12 protein-coding genes and 2 pseudogenes are annotated in these 16,846 nt (G+C 57.8%); 7 read left to right on the forward strand and 7 right to left on the reverse strand.

The features are described 5' to 3' along the window. Positions 1-188: 188 nt before the first annotated feature. From Y708_RS0110525 to Y708_RS0110535, 3 genes and pseudogenes are all read left to right on the forward strand, one after another. Entirely contained in the window at positions 189-1,100 is a 912-nt protein-coding gene (locus Y708_RS0110525) for a hypothetical protein (protein ID WP_028279909.1), read from the forward strand. Positions 1,101-1,664: 564 nt separating this feature from the next. Further along, a pseudogene (locus Y708_RS31505) lies at positions 1,665-2,228 on the forward strand (putative transposase); the annotation flags it as partial. Positions 2,229-2,298: 70 nt separating this feature from the next. Then, a complete protein-coding gene (locus Y708_RS0110535; RefSeq protein WP_343212964.1) occupies positions 2,299-3,624 on the forward strand; it encodes a putative transposase in 1,326 nt (441 codons plus the stop codon). Between the two features lie 509 nt (positions 3,625-4,133). On the opposite strand, the gene Y708_RS0110540 is transcribed toward Y708_RS0110535, so the two are convergent. The 6 genes from Y708_RS0110540 to Y708_RS29125 all read right to left on the reverse strand — a co-directional run bounded on the left by Y708_RS0110540 (position 4,134) and on the right by Y708_RS29125 (position 11,256). Next, a complete protein-coding gene (locus Y708_RS0110540) occupies positions 4,134-4,826 on the reverse strand; it encodes an FkbM family methyltransferase (RefSeq protein ID WP_216699771.1) in 693 nt (230 codons plus the stop codon). Between the two features lie 112 nt (positions 4,827-4,938). Further along, positions 4,939-5,709, reverse strand: a complete 771-nt coding sequence (locus Y708_RS0110545) for a DUF6270 domain-containing protein (RefSeq protein WP_028279913.1) — start codon at positions 5,707-5,709, stop codon at positions 4,939-4,941. Beyond that, a complete protein-coding gene (locus tag Y708_RS0110550) occupies positions 5,694-8,555 on the reverse strand; it encodes a glycosyltransferase (protein ID WP_081746694.1) in 2,862 nt (953 codons plus the stop codon). The genes Y708_RS0110545 and Y708_RS0110550 overlap by 16 nt, the downstream gene beginning before the upstream one ends. A 35-nt stretch (positions 8,556-8,590) precedes the next feature. Then, positions 8,591-9,847, reverse strand: a complete 1,257-nt coding sequence (locus Y708_RS0110555) for a nucleotide sugar dehydrogenase (protein ID WP_028279915.1) — start codon at positions 9,845-9,847, stop codon at positions 8,591-8,593. 53 nt (positions 9,848-9,900) lie between these two features. Then, positions 9,901-11,031: a non-hydrolyzing UDP-N-acetylglucosamine 2-epimerase gene (gene wecB, locus Y708_RS0110560; protein WP_275451106.1), complete on the reverse strand. Its 1,131-nt coding sequence runs from the start codon at positions 11,029-11,031 to the stop codon at positions 9,901-9,903. A gap of 51 nt (positions 11,032-11,082) precedes the next feature. Further along, positions 11,083-11,256 (reverse strand): hypothetical protein, encoded by a 174-nt coding sequence (locus tag Y708_RS29125; protein ID WP_155853814.1) that lies wholly within the window; start codon positions 11,254-11,256, stop codon positions 11,083-11,085. Positions 11,257-11,508: 252 nt separating this feature from the next. Between Y708_RS29125 and thiL the strand changes: the two are divergent. Further along, positions 11,509-12,524, forward strand: a pseudogene (thiL, locus tag Y708_RS24275) (thiamine-phosphate kinase). A 22-nt stretch (positions 12,525-12,546) separates the two neighbouring features. Continuing rightward, positions 12,547-13,494 carry a DAK2 domain-containing protein gene (locus Y708_RS0110575; protein ID WP_051478900.1) on the forward strand — a complete coding sequence of 316 codons (948 nt, stop codon included), beginning with the start codon at positions 12,547-12,549 and terminating at the stop codon, positions 13,492-13,494. 56 nt (positions 13,495-13,550) lie between these two features. On the opposite strand, the gene Y708_RS0110580 is transcribed toward Y708_RS0110575, so the two are convergent. Beyond that, positions 13,551-14,366 (reverse strand): hypothetical protein, encoded by an 816-nt coding sequence (locus tag Y708_RS0110580; protein ID WP_028279918.1) that lies wholly within the window; start codon positions 14,364-14,366, stop codon positions 13,551-13,553. Between the two features lie 177 nt (positions 14,367-14,543). On the opposite strand from Y708_RS0110580, the gene Y708_RS24280 reads away from it, so the two are divergent. Both Y708_RS24280 and Y708_RS0110590 read left to right on the forward strand, forming a co-directional pair. After that, positions 14,544-16,295, forward strand: a complete 1,752-nt coding sequence (locus Y708_RS24280) for a carbon starvation CstA family protein (RefSeq protein WP_051478891.1) — start codon at positions 14,544-14,546, stop codon at positions 16,293-16,295. Beyond that, positions 16,292-16,690 carry a hypothetical protein gene (locus tag Y708_RS0110590; RefSeq protein ID WP_028279919.1) on the forward strand — a complete coding sequence of 133 codons (399 nt, stop codon included), beginning with the start codon at positions 16,292-16,294 and terminating at the stop codon, positions 16,688-16,690. Before Y708_RS24280 ends, Y708_RS0110590 begins: the two co-directional genes overlap by 4 nt. The last annotated feature ends 156 nt before the right edge of the window (positions 16,691-16,846 follow it).

Consider the following 16,846-nt stretch of genomic DNA (forward strand, 5'->3'; position numbering starts at 1 on the left):
GGTTTCGCCGCTGCAGTGGCGATTTTGCTAGTTTTGTCGATCCAATTCGACGATGTGATAGCCAACATGGACATATCATCAAAGCCACATCTGTGGTTCCATTGGGCTTTCTGGAAATGGAGGACTTACACTTCGTCACTGCCGTGGCTAGTAGGCAATGTGGGCCATCTACTTGTAGGATATTCGTTATGCAACGCAGCTTGGATATTTCTCAGTTTGAACCGGAAGAGATTCACCGATACGAATCCGTCGAAGACTTTTTGACGACACCCATCCGTGAAGGCGTTTCTGAAATTGCCATCGGTGACCGAGTATTTCACGCGCTCTTCCGTAACCGCGGATCAGAAACCACCCTCGTGACGTTTGCCTCGGCGCTCCCGGTGAAGGGATGGGACACCTATCCCGTTTTCCCTGGCGAAAAAACGGCGATTGGCCTGAAGGTAAACCATTTGTCCATGTCCGACCCCAATTTCGCGATGGAGGGCCGACCAGCCACTGGATGGTTCTTGGGGACCACGAACCATAGAATTGGGGATTACTTACCCGATATCGTAAACCACGCGACTAAAGCCGGCGTAGAAGGACAAGCCGTGCTCTTCGGCGCGTCTGCCGGTGGATTCGGGGCCCTGCTATACGGACTCCAGATTCCCGAGTCCGTCACCCTATGCGTGAATCCGCGCGTCGAATTACTTAATAAGCCGACTCAGTTCCATAGGTTGGCCCCCGGCGCGTTTCCGGATATTCCTGTAACAGAGCTTGAAACCCGTTTGCCCGTCACCGCATCAATTCCCACTAATGGGCAGACAAACACAGTTGCGTACATCCAGAACGTTCAGGACACCCCGTATTTCGAAGGTAATTTATTGCCGTATCTCCGAGCGGCGCAAGGCAACGATCGCGTCTGGGTACATCTGGTCGATACCGGTCCGCGACACGTCATGCCAGATGGTCCCATCGTGACTGATCTACTCCGCGGTTTGATCGACAACGCACCGAACTGGAGTGTAGCGATGTCCGCCCTAGGTTTCGAACAAGGAGCCCAAGAACGATGGGCCCTGCGTCAACGCGCAATGATGGCGCCCGACTCTGTAGTTCCCTGATGCTATTGGTAAGCGAAGTTCAGCCTTGAGGGTGTGTGGTCCATCCGGAATGATGACCACCTAACTGCTGCCTTCGCTGCGCTGGCCATCGGTCGTCACCTGCAAGACACGTAACTGCCCACGGTTGCTCTCTTGGGTCCAGGACTCCTGACATAGCCACTTGTCGTTTGACGGGATCCTGATGGTTGTCAGGGATTTTTTGGGGTGAACTCTATTAATTTTGACCATTCTGAGCAATAATTGATGTAAGTAAATTGTTGATGCGGGAGGGGTGGAAAGATGGGTGTGATGACTGCCCAGCCCACGCTTCCCTTTGTCGCCGAACCCGGCGCGGTACCGGTCGGGGCCGCGGCGGCCCTGGTCGAGGATGCCGACGGCGGCCGGGTTTTCGTCCACGGCGGCCTGGTCCATGCCTGGGACGCGGGCGAGGACGGGCTGCGCAGGCTGGCAGCGGTCCAACTCACGCTGACGAAGACCGCGTCGGTGGTCGATGTTGCCGTTGCCTTCGGCGTCGAGGACGTGACCTTGTGGCGGTGGCGCAAACAGCTCGCGGCCGACGGCTTGATGGGACTGGTCCAGGACAAGCGCGGGCCGAAGGGCCCCTCCCGGGTGACCCCTGATATTCAAGCCGAGATCCTCCACCGCCGCGGGGCCGGGGAAACGTTCCGCAGGATCGCCGCGGCCGTCGGGGTCTCCGACGGCACGGTCCGCCGGACCATCGCCCTGCAGCCGAGGGCCGCGGGACCGGAAACCACCGGCAGGGAAACCACCGGCAGGCAAACCAAGGCTCCCGGAAAATCAACGCCGGCCCTGCCGGTGCTGCCGGCGCCGGAGGCCAGGACCACGGGACGCGCCGCTGCCCGCGCCGGGCTCATCGAACAGGCAGATCCCGTGTTCGAACCCGCGGCGCGGGTACCGTTGGCCGGACTGTTCCTGGCACTGCCGGCACTGCAGATGACCGGGCTGCTCTCCTGCGCCAGGCAGACCTTCGGCGCGCTGCCGGACGGATTCTACGGCCTGGACACCGTACTGTGCGAGGCCGTGTTCCGGACCCTGACGGGAGAATCACGGGCCGAGGGCGCCACCCGGATCGACCCGCACGTGCTGGGACGGGTCCTGGGCCTGGACCGGGCGCCGGNAGGTCAAAACCATCCGCCGCCGGATCGGGCAGCTGGCCGCCACCGGCAAGACCGCCGGATTGCTGGCGTCCATGGCGGCACTGAAACTCCAGGCCGGCAAGGACCAGGACCTGGCCGCGGTACTCTACGTCGACGGGCACGTACGCGCTTACCAGGGCACCCGGAAAATCGGCAAGGCGCACTCGACCCGGTTGAAGTTCCCGGCCCCGGCCACCGTCGAAACCTGGGTCTCGGACGCGAATGGTGACCCCGTGCTGGTGGTGATGGCCGAACCCGGTGCCTCGCTGGCGATGGAACTGCGCCGCCTGCTGCCAGAGATGCGCCGGGCCGTCGGCGACAACCGGCGGATCCTGGTCGGCTTCGACCGCGGCGGCTGGTCCCCGGCCCTGTTCCAGCACATGAACGCCCAGGGGTTCGACGTGCTCACCTGGCGCAAGGGCAACATTGCCGACATCCCCGCCAACTTGTTCACCGGCATCTGCCACACCGATGACACCGGGCGCACCCACCGGTGGGTTGCCGCCGACACCACGGCGGACCTGCCGGTCGGGGAAAGGAAGAACGGCGAAGTCTTCACCATGCGTCAGATCACCCGGCTGATCGACAACGGCAAAGGCGCCGTACGCCAGATCCACCTGCTCACCACCCGGACCGACCTGGCACCCGGTGAGCTGCTTTACCGGATGGGCTCACGCTGGCGGCAGGAAAACCATTTCCGCTACGCCCGCATGCACTTCGACCTCGACGCCCACGACTCCTACACAACCAGCGATGACGATCCCGACCGGATGGTCCCGAACCCGGCGAAAAAAACCGCGCACCAAAAAGTACTCGCCACCCGCGCCCGCTACGAGAACGCCGTGGCCACCACCGATGCCGGCCTGCTCGCCGCACGGACCCCGGAGCCCGGCAGGAGCACCATCACCATCAGCAATCAAACCCATAACACAATCACCGCGCCGCTGCGCGCCGCCGAACAGGACCACGAGGCCGCCAAAGCGGCCCACCGCGCCATCCCCACCCGCATCCGGCTCGGCGATATCGCCCCGGACCAACTCGTCCTGGACACCGAAACCAAGCAACTGACCCACGCAATCAGGATCGCCGCGTTCAACACCGTCACCGCGCTGGCCAGGGACCTGCGGATCAACACCACCTACGCCTGCGCGAACGATGAAGCACACACCCTCATCCACCAGATCCTCACCACCAGCGGCGACATCGACCCCACCATCCCCGGACAGCTGACCATCCGCCTGGACCCGCTACCCACCCAACGCGCCACCACCGCCGCCGCCGAGCTCTGCGAACACCTCACCAACAGCAAAACCAGGTACCCCGGCACCAACCAAATCCTGCGCTACGAAATCAAAAACCCCACCTAAGCCCTACACAAATTCCGTCGCCACATCAGGAGTCCTGGGGTCAGGCGCTGTCGGACCGCGGTTGACCATGGCGTTCCCAAGCATGCTCAATGGAAGGCATCGACGCTGACTGCGGTGAGGGGGCAGCCACATCCGCAGCGTTTTGCGGAATGCTGCGGACGGCGCGATGGCGACCACCTGGCCCTCCAGCCGCCATTCCAATGGCCGGGCTTTGAGAACGCACGGACGCCCCAACCTAACAAAGTACTACTAGCAACTTGTCACGGAGGGCGTCAGCGGCGCCAAGGCCACGCGACCGCTGGCGCTCTCTCGCACGAACCCCGGCGCTGAACCGCACGAACAGGTGGCGCTCAAAGCTTCAAATACTCATCGGGGCAAAAAGACCAACAGGCTTACTCCGGCAGCGTAGCAGGGGCCTGGTTGATCGCTTCCTGAGGCGCCAAACGGTCAAAGACCGATCCGGTCCGTAGAGGCCACGTCGCTCTTCAAAACTGATAATCAAGCGATCATTACTTCCGCTGAGAAAGATCGAAAAGGCGACGCAGACGTTGAAGTTCGCTCGACAATTCCTGGTTCCTTCTGCTATTTCTGAGAACCGCATCTTGCCAGTACTCACCCATGGAGTAATCCGACGACTCACAAAAATCTTTCGCGAGAAATATATAGGTCGGGGTTGAATTGAAACATTCTGTCGCTTTATAACCATACATCGCCAGATTTGCTGCTACCTCATCGAACAACGGTTCAGTTTGGCACTCGCATACGACGATCGGCTTATCCCGATCGAGAGTTTCAAATGAACCTTTTATGACATCAATCTCCATCCCCTCAACATCGATTTTTATCAACCGAACTGAAGTATCAGCCAGCTCGGGAATAGAATCGAGGCGTCGAACTGCGATCCCCGAGGTCGTCCCCTGCACCCGCAGAGACGTCGCTCCCAGATTCTCATTGTTTTGAAAACTAACTGAGGCCCAAGATCTGGACTCCCCTAAAGCATAGTTCCTAGATCCAACCAAGTGACCGACACCATTGGCGCTAATGTTCCTCTCGAGCAGCTCGTAGGCCTCAGCGACTGGTTCGTAAGCGAGAACTCGACATCCAGCCTCCCCTGCGAAATAGATCGAATGATTACCAACGTTCGCTCCGACGTCTATAACCAGATCGCCTTCCCGAAGAAAGGGGAAAACAGCGTCCAACATCTTCGACTCGTAAAAATTCCCAGTTTGAACAACAGACTGAAATAGGTGGTCTGTGCGGCTGGCAAATTCCAAAGAATATTCACGCCCGCGTGTTATAGTAGCGACGCTCGAGCTAACTTGAGGAGACATTCAGGCCTTCAGATCGTCGACGGATTTGGTGACTGACATAGAAATAAAACTGATCGGAATAGTGGAACGGCGCGGACCCCCACTTATGTTTGGCGTCAGCGACACAGAGAATGTCAGGAACTTTCACTACTGCTTCACCCACGTGTTCGCGAGCATAAGAGTAATATCGCTGAAACCGATCATTCATCAAGTTGGGATCTACTCCCCCCTCTGACAGAGGAAACGTTTCGCCTTGAATAGTTTCACGTGCCCACAGATTATCTAGCAGTATCAAGTGGCCAATTAGACCGGTTTTGCCTAGCAAATCAACCAACATGTCGAAGGCATTGCTCCAAAGGCTGAAGTGTTCATCGGAGCCGAAGCGGACCAATCGATAATTCTCAGACGCAAGGTTTAGGGCTCCGCTGGTTTGGACAACTAGGGAATTAGATATGACGCTTCCGTCGTCCTTTACATACACACCGCCACGCTCATCCACAAGATCTATGAGCAAAAGGTCAATTTGATGTGCGTTGTCGCACAACTCTGCTACTAAGGACGACTCGAAGTCGCCCCTCAGCATCTCCTGTTGAAAGCCCGAATCTAAGTTTGTTGATTTTAGCGCAGGATGATCGCGTAACGACGGCGAGAACGAACTAATCAGCGACTGCCGTGCTATGTACTTCGACAACGAGTAAGAATCGGCTGGTAAATAGCCAATGGCGTCCCGCGAGACGCAGCTTCCAAAAATGAAGATATTTATCTGCGTAGCCATTCATCCTCCGATGGCGTTGCTTCACGAGTGTCTCGAAGAATGCCTTGAATCTTTTCTTGGTAACTACCTTCTGAGTAGAGATCCTCGATTACGAGCCGGGCCGCACGACACTGAGCAACGTAGCGGTCTTTATTGGCCCAAAAATCTTGTATGATGGACGGCACTTCCGCAGCGTCTGCGTAAATTGCGCCATTTTTAAACATTGGTTCCAAGTAGGGCGGTAGGATTGCCACCAGTCCAGAAGCCATCGCTTCGGCGATGGCCATGCCAAATGACTCCGTGAGTGAAGCGCTATGCTGATAAACCCAAAAATCTATCGTGCCTAGATAGTCCGAAGGTTCCATTCCGCCAAATGGAATAACTTCTATACTGTCACGAATTTCTGAAGGTAATTCAGACCGAACTGTGTCTATACCACCCAAAATCTTCGTATCGAAAATTTCGTTCCTGCCATAAGCATCACGGAATTCGCTTACCGTATCGGGCCACTTTGATCGATGATCGCGAGAGTGCCTCCCAACTACGGGTCGGTCCCTCCATTCTCTGTTCTCTAATTTGGGCGAAAACGCCGCGATGTCAATAAACCCAGGCCAATTCTGCTCGGATAATTCGACGCCTGGCGATAACATCGCACATAATTCTCTGGTTTGTGTTGATTCCGGCGCGATGAGCACTGGCGACCCAAATGCCGAAATAGCGTTCGTCATGCATGTGTCGAGGTCGAAGTATGAGTCAACTGCATTCTTGCTCATGGGTACGTTGTTGACAACTAGGTATACAACTTCAGCTCGTATGTTCGATTTTATGCGGTCTGCGAACTGAAGCACGGTCGGATGCCGCGCTATCATAATTGAAGTATCAACTAAATCCGTCAGCGCGACTATTGGTATTTCTGTTTCTAAGACATATCGGTGTATCACAGAATTGAAAGGCCGCGGCCGACGCAAGCTTGGGGAGTCAAGTTGCGCAATCGCAACTTGCAATCCGAGGTTCTTTAGGGCCTTGATTTCAGACAAAACTAGGGTGGAGTTTCCACCGGAGAATCGAAAATCAGTCACAAATATTACGTCAAACTTGCCTCGATGGGCGTGGCGCAACCCTGGTTTCATTCCTTCTGGGATTGCATATGGTCGAGCGCTAAGATCGAAGCGTGGGGTCCCAGCATCTTGTCGCAGGGTTTCGTGCCAGCCAGAAAATAGGATCGAGTAGGTCTGTCTAGTTAGATCCAGATGCCCTTTACGAATCTCCCCGGCGGTGAGAGACCCTAGACGATATCTCGTGAAAGACATCGGAGGAGTTTCTATTCCCTCTATGCGCCTCCCAATTATGGCGATAATTCGTTCATGGAACTCGGCATCTCCTCCTCGATTCACTTCATCCCAAACTCCGACTCGATCGAAAAGCTCGATGTGTACCATGAGTGAAGAATAGTTCTTTTGATTGAAACTGGGGTTATCGTTAATTCTCAGAAAAGTACCGTTTTCGGCAATTCGCGTCTGATAGGACATGTTGCCAATACCGTCGGGGTTCTGAATCATATGCTGAACTTGAATTTCGATTTTCTGAGGGTGGGACCAATCGTCGTCGTCGTGTACAGTGACGTATTTCCCCGAGATATGACTCAGACCAATATTTCTGGCGGCATATCCACCGACGTTGGTGGACACCTCAACGATGCATATTCGATCGTCAAGTTCCCGCAACTTCCGAATTGCTGCAACGTGCTGGGGGTCTGAACCATCGTCTATAATAACAATTTCCAAGTTTCGCCAAGTCTGATTAAGCAAAGATTGTATTGCTGTTCTAATGAAATGGGATCCATTGAAGGTAGGCATAATAATAGATACGAGTGGCCCGTCGATTGATTTGCCGGTTTCCGCCGGTCTGAGCCGATCAACGAGATCTTGACCATCGTCGTGCAACGCCAAGTTGGTGAATCCATTGACGCGATACATTTCATTCAATGATTCGAGCCACTGCTGCTCGGAGGTCGAGACTGAGAGGCCCTCCCGCAGAGCCAGATTGCATCGAATTAGACTCGATTGCACCGGATTTTTGAGTTGCCCATTAAGCTGGTTCAAGCCAGCGCGAAGAACTAAGGGTTCATCAGTCTGCTCGAGGGCTTCTAGGTAGTATGCAACATCAGTGCCTGTTAGCGAGCGCACGCCGAAGTACTTGATCATTACGCCATAAATGGCAACAGCGTCTGATAGATCCGAGCGATCAATATTCTGATTGATCAAGATTCTCGCGAGGCTGGTCAGCGATTTCAGGTACCATCTGCTCAGTATCGCGACCACGTTGTTGTCTACCCGAGACGACGCGACAGCGCGTATGAGGAGAATTGTCTCTCGATAGGAGAACTGCAAGTTTGTTGCACTCATTGCGACGATTTCTCTTGCGCGCCGGCTGTTCGTCCTGAGGCAGAAGCGTTCACCCAGAAATATATCCTTGTGAAATTTTTCTCCATAGTATGCTTCAGGCGTTACGCCATAGTACAGGCCGCTCGACCCTCGTGTGCTGCCGAAACCTGGATTGTCAGCGGATGTTATGCTCTGGGGTTTGTAGGGAGCTTTAGCTGGAGTAGATATCGAAACAATGTTTGGCACATTTTCGTTCGAATTTGTAATTCTTGCATTGGTCTTCTTGAACGCTCGGTCTTGTTGTAGTTTTAAGCGATTTAGGTTTCGCGCTATAGACAGCATTAAAACTGTGAAGCCCGAAGTGATAGCAATTAGGCCGACAACTAGGATTCCAGCTATGCTCGTCAAATAGCCGATTGTGATTAGCACCGTGCCAAGTAACGTCGCGGCTCCTGCTGCAACCTGATTGCGTCCTAGGTCCATCTTCAATTTGCTACCTGTTCCTGTGTGGTCTTGATTTATAGCCGCGTGATATTTGGATTCGTTGATGCACCCCGGGTGTCAAAAACAACGGCGCCTCGTTCACTGATTTTATCCGCATCATATTCATTGTGATTCTGTAGCAACAGAACGATATCGGCGTCATCTACGGCGACGTATAGATCCTCAACGCATGCTAGCGTGTCACTACCGACGGTCCAGTTCTCAATTCGTGGGTCGTGATAAGCGAGGTGTGCTCCCTTCTCGCGAAGTAGAAGCGCGATAGGGAGGGCCGGGGATTCTCGTTGGTCAGCGATATTTGGTTTGTATGTAACGCCAAGCAAGAGAATTTTGGCGTTTTTGAGCGCACGCTCGTCGTTATTTAGTAGATTTTGAAGCCTTTGAACTATGTATTTAGGCATGCTGTTATTGATTTCTTCCGCAAGTTCAACGAATCGAAACGGATAACCGAGTGCTTTACGTACCTGATAGCTGAGATAATTTGGATCGATTGGTATGCAATGGCCACCGACGCCCGGCCCTGGATAAAAAGCTTGAAACCCAAAAGGCTTCGTCTTTGCCGCTTCGATTACGTTCCACAAGTCGATGTTCAACTCGTCGCAGAATTTGGCCATTTCGTTCACAAGTGCGATGTTAATGTGCCGGTAAGTGTTTTCAAGAAGCTTGGCTGTCTCCGCCTCCTTCGTGCCCTTCACGGGCACGACGGTATCTATGAATTGTGCGTAGAACTTCGTGGCCGCCTGAGTGGAATTCTCGGTGGTGCCACCGACAACCTTTGGAGTATTCTGCAAACCATAGATTGGGTTCCCAGGGTCGATTCGTTCAGGGGAGAAGGCTAGCGAGAAGTCAGAGTCAAGGACGAGCCCCGATGTCTCAAGAATTGGCAGTACAAGTTCGTCGGTCGTCCCCGGATACGTCGTGGATTCGAGGACTACAAGGGTTCCGGCTGTCATATGCTCAGCTATGGCCTGTGTTGCGCCCGCTACGGCTCCTAGATCGGGACTTCCGGCTTCTCCCAATGGGGTGGGAACGCAAATGACTACGACATCTGCGCTCGCGATTGCTGATGAGTCTGTCGTGGCTGTGTAGCCGGCATCGAGCATCAGTTGAATATCCGCGTCACTCAGATCATCGATGTGAGAGATCGCCGAATTGAGATTATCTACCGTTTCTTTGTTCAGGTCGAGACCTGTAACCTTCAATCCGGCGTTTGCCGCTGCCTGGGCTAGCGGAAGACCCACATACCCTTGACCAATAACAACGATGTTTTGCATGTGCTCTTCCATTCTGGTGACTACAAGATGTAACGCAGTTGATCATTCTAGGTTCAGGCAGAAAAATCGGCGATCCGATCTTCGAGACCGAGCAGGTGACCGATAGCAGCAATAGTCCGCTTCGCGGCCAGTCCATCGCCATAGGGGTTGACCGCATTGGCCATCGAGTCGGAATGCGCCTGATCGTTGAGCAGTCGATCCACTTCATTTACGATTCGTTCCTCATCGGTCCCGATGAGAGTGACTGTACCGGCGTGCACAGCTTCCGGACGCTCCGTGTTGTCGCGCATCACTAGAACGGGTTTGCCCAGGCTGGGGGCTTCTTCTTGTACTCCTCCCGAATCCGTGAGCACAACATGGCACAGGGACAGGAGTCGGGTGAACTCGCCATACGCCAGTGGCTCGGTGACAATCACATTGCTCTTTCCCTCAAGAGCAGGCAACACAGCCTCGCGGACTACGGGGTTTTTGTGTGCAGGCAAGACGATGATCAGCTCGGGTTCGGCATCAGCGATGCGCGCCAAGGCCCGTCCCACTCCGCGCATGGCATCGCCCTGGTTTTCGCGACGATGGGTCGTGACCAATAGGATGCGCTTGCCGGACGAAGCAAGCTCCTCCAACTGCGGGTCGGTGAACGGTACCTGTTTCGCAACTGTCGCCAGCAAAGCGTCAATAACAGTGTTGCCAGTGACCACAATGTCCTTCTCCGGGACATTCTCCGCCATCAGGTTTGCTTTGCTGGTGGATGTGGGTGCGAGATGCAGGCTCGCGATCTGCGAGGTAATTTTACGGTTGGCTTCCTCGGGAAAGGGCGAGAAAAGGTTACCAGAGCGGAGCCCAGCCTCAACATGCACAACAGGGATTCCGTGGTAGAACGCTGCGATGGCGGCAGCTGTAGAGGTTGTCGTGTCGCCCTGCACAATGACCGCATCCGGTTTGGCTGCCTCGAAGAGCTGATCCAGTCCGTCGATAGTCTTGGTCATGATGGAATTCAGCGTCTGCCGCTGTTGAATGATGTTGAGGTCATGATCAGGCACAATACCGAAGAGCTCGTTCACCTGATCCAGCATTGCCCGGTGCTGCCCGGTCACCGTTACTATGCATTCGAAATGCTCTGAGCTTTTGAGAGCCGCCACGATTGGTGCCATCTTGATGGCTTCTGGCCGGGTGCCATAGATAGGCATGATGACGGGCAAAAAATTCCCCTAGCTTTTGGGCGATTTGACGGTACAACCTTATCCCAGCAGCACCAGAGCCAAAATCAACGCAGGAATGCTAAGCGCCACCAGCACCGTGATGATCAGCGCTACCGTCCTCTTGCGTTTGTAAGAGGAATCCTGACCCCGAATCGCTGGCCGGGATGCGGTGGGTAGTTCATCCTGGGTGGCGGCCTCAGGCGGTGACTGCATCTCAGCAGCATCGCGCCGTCGTGATCGGCGTGTTTCCGGGGGTCGGCCGTGGGCCAATCTACTCTTGCCGCCCTTCATATGGCGCGCGACCGGCAATTGACGTTCATCAGGGCTCACCTCAGCGCACCTCCACTCACCGGGATCGGGGACCAATCAAATTCCGTTCCACTATATAGCGCACCGCTCGCGCGCCGGATCCACGGTGGTCCACAGCCGACGCAGGATGTCCGTGCCGCCCAGTACGGTTGAAGCATGCCACTCATAGTCGCCGAACTGAGCGAATCCAGCCTTCTTGAGCGGATCTTTCCGCGTCTCGACACGGGTGCGCACAGCAAGAGTGCAAGAGACGCCGTCGTCGTTGGTCCCGGCGATGATGCTGCAGTTCTCACTGCGCCGGACGGCCACGTGGTGGTTTCCATCGACACCCAGGTACAGGACATGGACTTTCGTCTCCAGTGGCCCAACGGGTACAGGACAACCGGATTCGATGTCGGCTGGAAAGCTGCCGCCCAGAACCTCAGCGACATAAACGCGATGGGCGGCCGGGCCACGTCCCTGGTAGTGAGCCTCACACTTCCCGGCGAGACGGAAGTTGCCTGGGTGGAGGATCTCGCGGACGGACTGACCGCGGCCATCCGTGAACTCGGTGCGGACAGCTGCCGGGTGATCGGGGGAGACCTCGGCGCTGGACGCGAGATAGTCGTCACCGCTGCGGTCACCGGTTCGCTCGACGGCAGGCCAGCTGTTCTGCGTTCCGGCGCCCGTCCCGGCGACGTCGTTGCACTCGCCGGAACGGTGGGCCGTGCTGCAGCAGGCTGGGCGATCCTCGAGTCCTCCCATGCGATAGGTTCGCTGGAGGCTGAATTGCTAAGCCTGGTGACTAATCAGCTTCAACCACGGCCTCCGCTGGCAGCCGGACCGGCGGNGCTGCCGCAGCCGGTGCCACAGCCATGCTGGACATCTCCGACGGACTGGTCAAAGACGCAAACCGCCTAGCCACAGCCAGCGGCGTCGGAATTGACCTGGATCCGTCGGTTCTATCATCGCTCTCGGAGCCGCTCGGCTCAGCCGGTCGGTTGCTGGGAATCGCCCCGATGGAGTGGGTGATTGGCGGGGGAGAGGACCACGGATTGTTAGCCACCTTTGACCCAACCGTTATGCTCCCGAAAGGCTTCGCTGCGGTAGGCTCGGTGGAGGCCGGATTGACCGGCGTGACCATCGGGTCACAGTCTCCAGCCAACGTGGGATGGGATCACTTTGCAGACTAAAATCACCGCCAACGCAGCTGCGATGAAGCGATGGTTAAGCAAGGCTGAAGAGTCCCTCGGCAATCACAGCGACCGCCTGAACGCGATCAATATTTTCCCCGTGGCGGACGGCGATACGGGCACCAACCTCTACATAACCGTGCGAGCCGCAGCCCGCGCCGCCGCTGAAGTGGAGACCCAGGACCTTGGTGAACTCCTCAAGACAGCCGGCCAAGCAGCCATGGAAGACGCCCGGGGAAACTCGGGCACACTCTTCGCCGTATTCCTCTCGGCAGTGGCCGAGCCACTCCACGGCGCCGCCCGCCTCTCCGGACCACTTCTCGCCACCGCGCTGAACCGTGCGCAGATCCGGAGCTGGTCCGCACTCAGCGACCCCGTGCCGGGCACTATGCTGTCAGTTCTGGAAGCGTCCGCGATCGGTGCCGCAACCGTGGACAACGTCCAGCATGGCGATGACAGCAACCACGCCCTTGCAATGACCCTGCAGGCCGCCGTCGAATCCGCCCTGGAAGCCGTGGTGCAGACCGAAAGCCAGCTCGGCGTCCTCACTAAAGCCAAGGTGGTGGACGCCGGCGGAGTGGGATTCCTGCTCATCATGGACGCCCTCCGCGCCGCCTCCCTGGGCGAGGAGCTGCTGGACGAGCTGTTGGACGGACTGCACGGCTACGACGTCCAGGCGCCCCACATCCATAACGGCATCGACACCGACGGTGTGGAGGTCATGTGCACCATCAACCTCAGCCCGCTGGACGCAGCCACGCTCCGACTGCACCTGGACGAGCTGGGTGACTCTGTGATCATGAGCGCCGTCACCGAAGTCGAAGAGGGCTACCGGTGGCGCGTCCACGTGCACGTCCCCGACGCCGCACCTGCATTGAAACTCATCGAAGACGCCGGCCAGCCCACCAACGTTTCAGTCACGCAGCTTGCCAGCGCCGGAGCCGTCATCGCCCAAGAGACCAGCGGGTAAACCTCTTCCGGCACAACCTCCTACCGCCCGTGAAACTCTGCATGACTGGCGGTGTCTCACCTCCGGGCGCGTTTCTCTGCCTCGGCAATGCCGGACCGGCACGACTTTGAAAAGTCCCGCTGCAGCCTGTACCGCTGCCAGATGGTCGGCGTAGATTCCAGACCCACCCGGGCCGGCCGTTCGGTAACCACCAGTTCGCTGCCGGTACTCATCCCGCGGTACCGCCAGGACGTCCACTGAGCCATATCCGGGAACGTTGCATCCTGGCCGATCAACACGGCCTGCCCCTCCGGCAGCGCCCGCCCGTCCGCTGGTGTGAGCGCAAGGCTGCCGCCGCCGTCGTCGTGCCCCACCGCCACCAGACGCGGCACCAGCCGGCCGTCCACGGCCGTGACAAGCAGGTGCTGATCCGCTGCACCGGGGGTGCGCACCGGAACCGGAACGCCAGCGTCCACGTCGAACTGCACAATAAGCCGCGGCAGGTACCACCAGTTTTCCCGCCGCAACAGGTAGGAGTCAGCGAAAACGCGCGACGGCGGATAGCGCCGCAGTTCCTGCTCCAGTAGATCGTCGCTGAAGACCGCGCCGTCGGTGTCCTCGGTCAGACGGGGCCGGCCCAGCAGGGCCGCCGGTGCAAAGGATCTGCCCGTCGACCGGGTCTCCGTGAAAACCAGGGCCGCTGCCGGAGAGGCCGCAACCCGCCGCGCCAGGTCGGCATACGCGTACGTGAACGCGACTGCGGGCTTGCCCTGCCACCACAGCGCGACGGCGGCGCAGGCGTCGGGTGCCCCGCTGCCATCCAACCACGCAAGATCGATCACCGATGAAGCCTTCACCGACGAGGCCACCACAGTAGTCCCGGAAACATCCACTGGCTTCTCCTTGATACGTTGCCATACCCGTCCGCATCCATTACCCGAGGCAACAGGGGTGTTAGGATGACACCCAAGTTGGCGCCCGCGAAGTTCGGGGTGCACTTTGCTTTCCATCAGCAGTAAACCATTGTTCTGCGAGCAATTGGTCATCACAGTGACGTGAGGGAGACCGTAATGCCAGCACCTATTATCGCCGCCGTAGTGGGCCTGCTCTTTTTCCTCGGATATCGCTACTATTCCAGCTATCTGGCCAGGAAAACGTATGCGCTGGATCCCAACTTTGTCACTCCCGCCCACGAGTTTTCAGACGGCGTGGACTTTGTGCCCACCAACAAACACGTTCTCTTTGGCCATCACTTCACCTCCGTGGCCGGGGCAGCGCCCATTGTGGGCCCGGCCATCGCAGTGTTCTGGGGCTGGGGACCGGCGCTGCTGTGGATAGTCATCGGAACCATCTTCGCCGCCGGCGTCCATGACATGGGATCGCTGGTTGTCTCCGTACGGCACAAGGCCCGCAGCATCGGCAGCCTGGCCAGCGACGTGATCAACCGCAGGGCGCGCACACTGTTCCTGCTGATCATCTTCTTCCTGCTCACCCTGGTCAACGCCGTCTTCGCCGTGGTGATCGGCAACCTGTTTGTCGCCAACCCCGGCGCCGTGATCCCCATCTTCCTGCAGATCCCCTTCGCAATTGCCATTGGCCAGTACATCTACCGCAAACGCACTGCGGCGCTGATCCCCTCCCTGATAGGCGTGGTGATCCTTTACTTCCTGATCTTTGTTGGCCAGCAGTTCCCGGTGGATATCGCCCCGCTGGCAGACATGCTGGGCATCGACAACCCGCGCAACCTGTGGGTGATCATCATGTTCGCCTACACCTTCATCGCCTCACGCATCCCGGTCTGGATGCTGCTGCAGCCGCGCGACTACATCAACTCGCACCAGCTCTTTGTAGCCCTCGCGATCATTGTGATCGGCATTATTGTTGGCTGGGAAACAGTTGTTGCGCCAGCATTCAACGATGTGCCCGAAGGCTCGCCGTCAATCTTCCCGTTCCTGTTCATCACGATCGCCTGCGGGGCCATATCCGGCTTCCACTCATTGGTAGCGTCAGGAACAACGGCCAAGCAGCTGAACAAGGACACCGACGCCCGGCACGTGGGCTACGGCGCCGCACTGGGCGAGGGATCCCTCGCTGTAGGAGCGGTACTGGCGGTCACAGCCGGCGCCGCCGCGACCCGCGCGGACTGGGACGTTCTCTACCCGGACTTCGCCACAGCGTCCGGCGGTGCCACCAATAACTTTGTGCAGGGAATTGCCGCCTTTGCCAACAACCTTGGGATTCCGCTGGAGCTCGGTGTGGTCTTCGCAGCGGTGGTGGTGATTGCCTTCGCAGCAACCACCATGGACACCGGTGTACGCCTGCAACGCTACGTGGTGCAGGAGATCGCCGAACTTGCCGGCTGGACCAAGATCGCCCGGAACATCACGCTGGCCACATCCATAGCTGTAGCAGTACCGCTGGCCATGGCACTGCTTCCCGGCGGCGGCGAACAGGGCTATACCTTCGGTGTGCTGTGGCAGCTCTTCGGCACCACCAACCAGCTCACCGCGGGCCTTGCCCTGGCGGTCATCGCCGTCTGGGTGACCCGTAGCGGACGCCGCGCCTGGCCCGTGATCATTCCGCTGGTCTTCCTGCTCTTCATGACCAGCTGGGCACTGATCGCCAACCTGATCAACTTTGTCCAGGCCGGCGAATGGGTGCTCGCACCACTGGACCTGATCATCTTTGTCCTGGCCATGTGGCTGATCGTCGAAGCGTTCCTTGCCCTGCGCGGAGCCCGGGCGGACGTGGCTAGTGGAAAAATCACGGGACCTGCTGACAGCGAATCCGTTGACGCGGACCAGGACAGCGCGCCGCGATGACTCAGATAGTGCTGGTTAGGCCATGGAATGACGCCGCTGCAGGTGGAGGATGCTGCAGCGGCGGGGCGGACGGCATTGCTCTGCCCAAGCAGGACCATGACCATGCCGGCACGTCCGAGTGCGGCACCTTTGCCCGCACATATCAGCTGCTGAGGCGGGAACTGCCGCACGCTGACATTCAGGTGGCGTCCGCCAGCAACACCATTTTCCTTCTGCCCACCGCCTTTCAGGCTGCCTGGCGCAGGGGGCTCGGCGTCAAGGGTTCATTGCGGCAGGCGAGCCGATCCACCACTGCCGGCACCGTGCTGGTGGACGGCGAAGTGATCGGAAGCGTGGAGGACCTCGGTCCCGATGCCGTGCTGGCCAAGGTGATGGACGCCGTCGTCCTCGGCTGACGCGGGTGTGCCGCTTGGCTCGCGAATACAACGCACTGAAGGAGGCCGCCTACCTTTTTCGCTCCCCAGCGAATGCCGCGCGTCTCGCGCTGTCCGCTCACCGAACAGCTCAAGCATCTGGATGGCTCAGTGTCGCTACCAATATTGAGCTGCCCC

Origin of the sequence: Arthrobacter sp. H5, from assembly GCF_000520595.1 — a bacterium.
Lineage (GTDB): Bacteria > Actinomycetota > Actinomycetes > Actinomycetales > Micrococcaceae > Arthrobacter_D.

Bases quoted from the DNA above. Each gene is read 5' to 3' on its own strand.
- Y708_RS0110550 (WP_081746694.1), bottom strand. From the start codon at position 8,555: ATGGACCTAGGACGCAATCAGGTTGCAGCAGGAGCCGCGACGTTACTT.
- Y708_RS0110540 (WP_216699771.1), bottom strand. From the start codon at position 4,826: ATGTTGGACGCTGTTTTCCCCTTTCTTCGGGAAGGCGATCTGGTTATA.
- Y708_RS0110575 (WP_051478900.1), top strand. From the start codon at position 12,547: ATGAAGCGATGGTTAAGCAAGGCTGAAGAGTCCCTCGGCAATCACAGC.
- Y708_RS0110525 (WP_028279909.1), top strand. From the start codon at position 189: ATGCAACGCAGCTTGGATATTTCTCAGTTTGAACCGGAAGAGATTCAC.
- Y708_RS0110590 (WP_028279919.1), top strand. From the start codon at position 16,292: ATGACTCAGATAGTGCTGGTTAGGCCATGGAATGACGCCGCTGCAGGT.
- Y708_RS0110545 (WP_028279913.1), bottom strand. From the start codon at position 5,709: ATGGCTACGCAGATAAATATCTTCATTTTTGGAAGCTGCGTCTCGCGG.
- wecB (WP_275451106.1), bottom strand. From the start codon at position 11,031: ATGCCTATCTATGGCACCCGGCCAGAAGCCATCAAGATGGCACCAATC.
- Y708_RS24280 (WP_051478891.1), top strand. From the start codon at position 14,544: ATGCCAGCACCTATTATCGCCGCCGTAGTGGGCCTGCTCTTTTTCCTC.
- Y708_RS0110555 (WP_028279915.1), bottom strand. From the start codon at position 9,847: ATGCAAAACATCGTTGTTATTGGTCAAGGGTATGTGGGTCTTCCGCTA.
- Y708_RS29125 (WP_155853814.1), bottom strand. From the start codon at position 11,256: ATGCAGTCACCGCCTGAGGCCGCCACCCAGGATGAACTACCCACCGCA.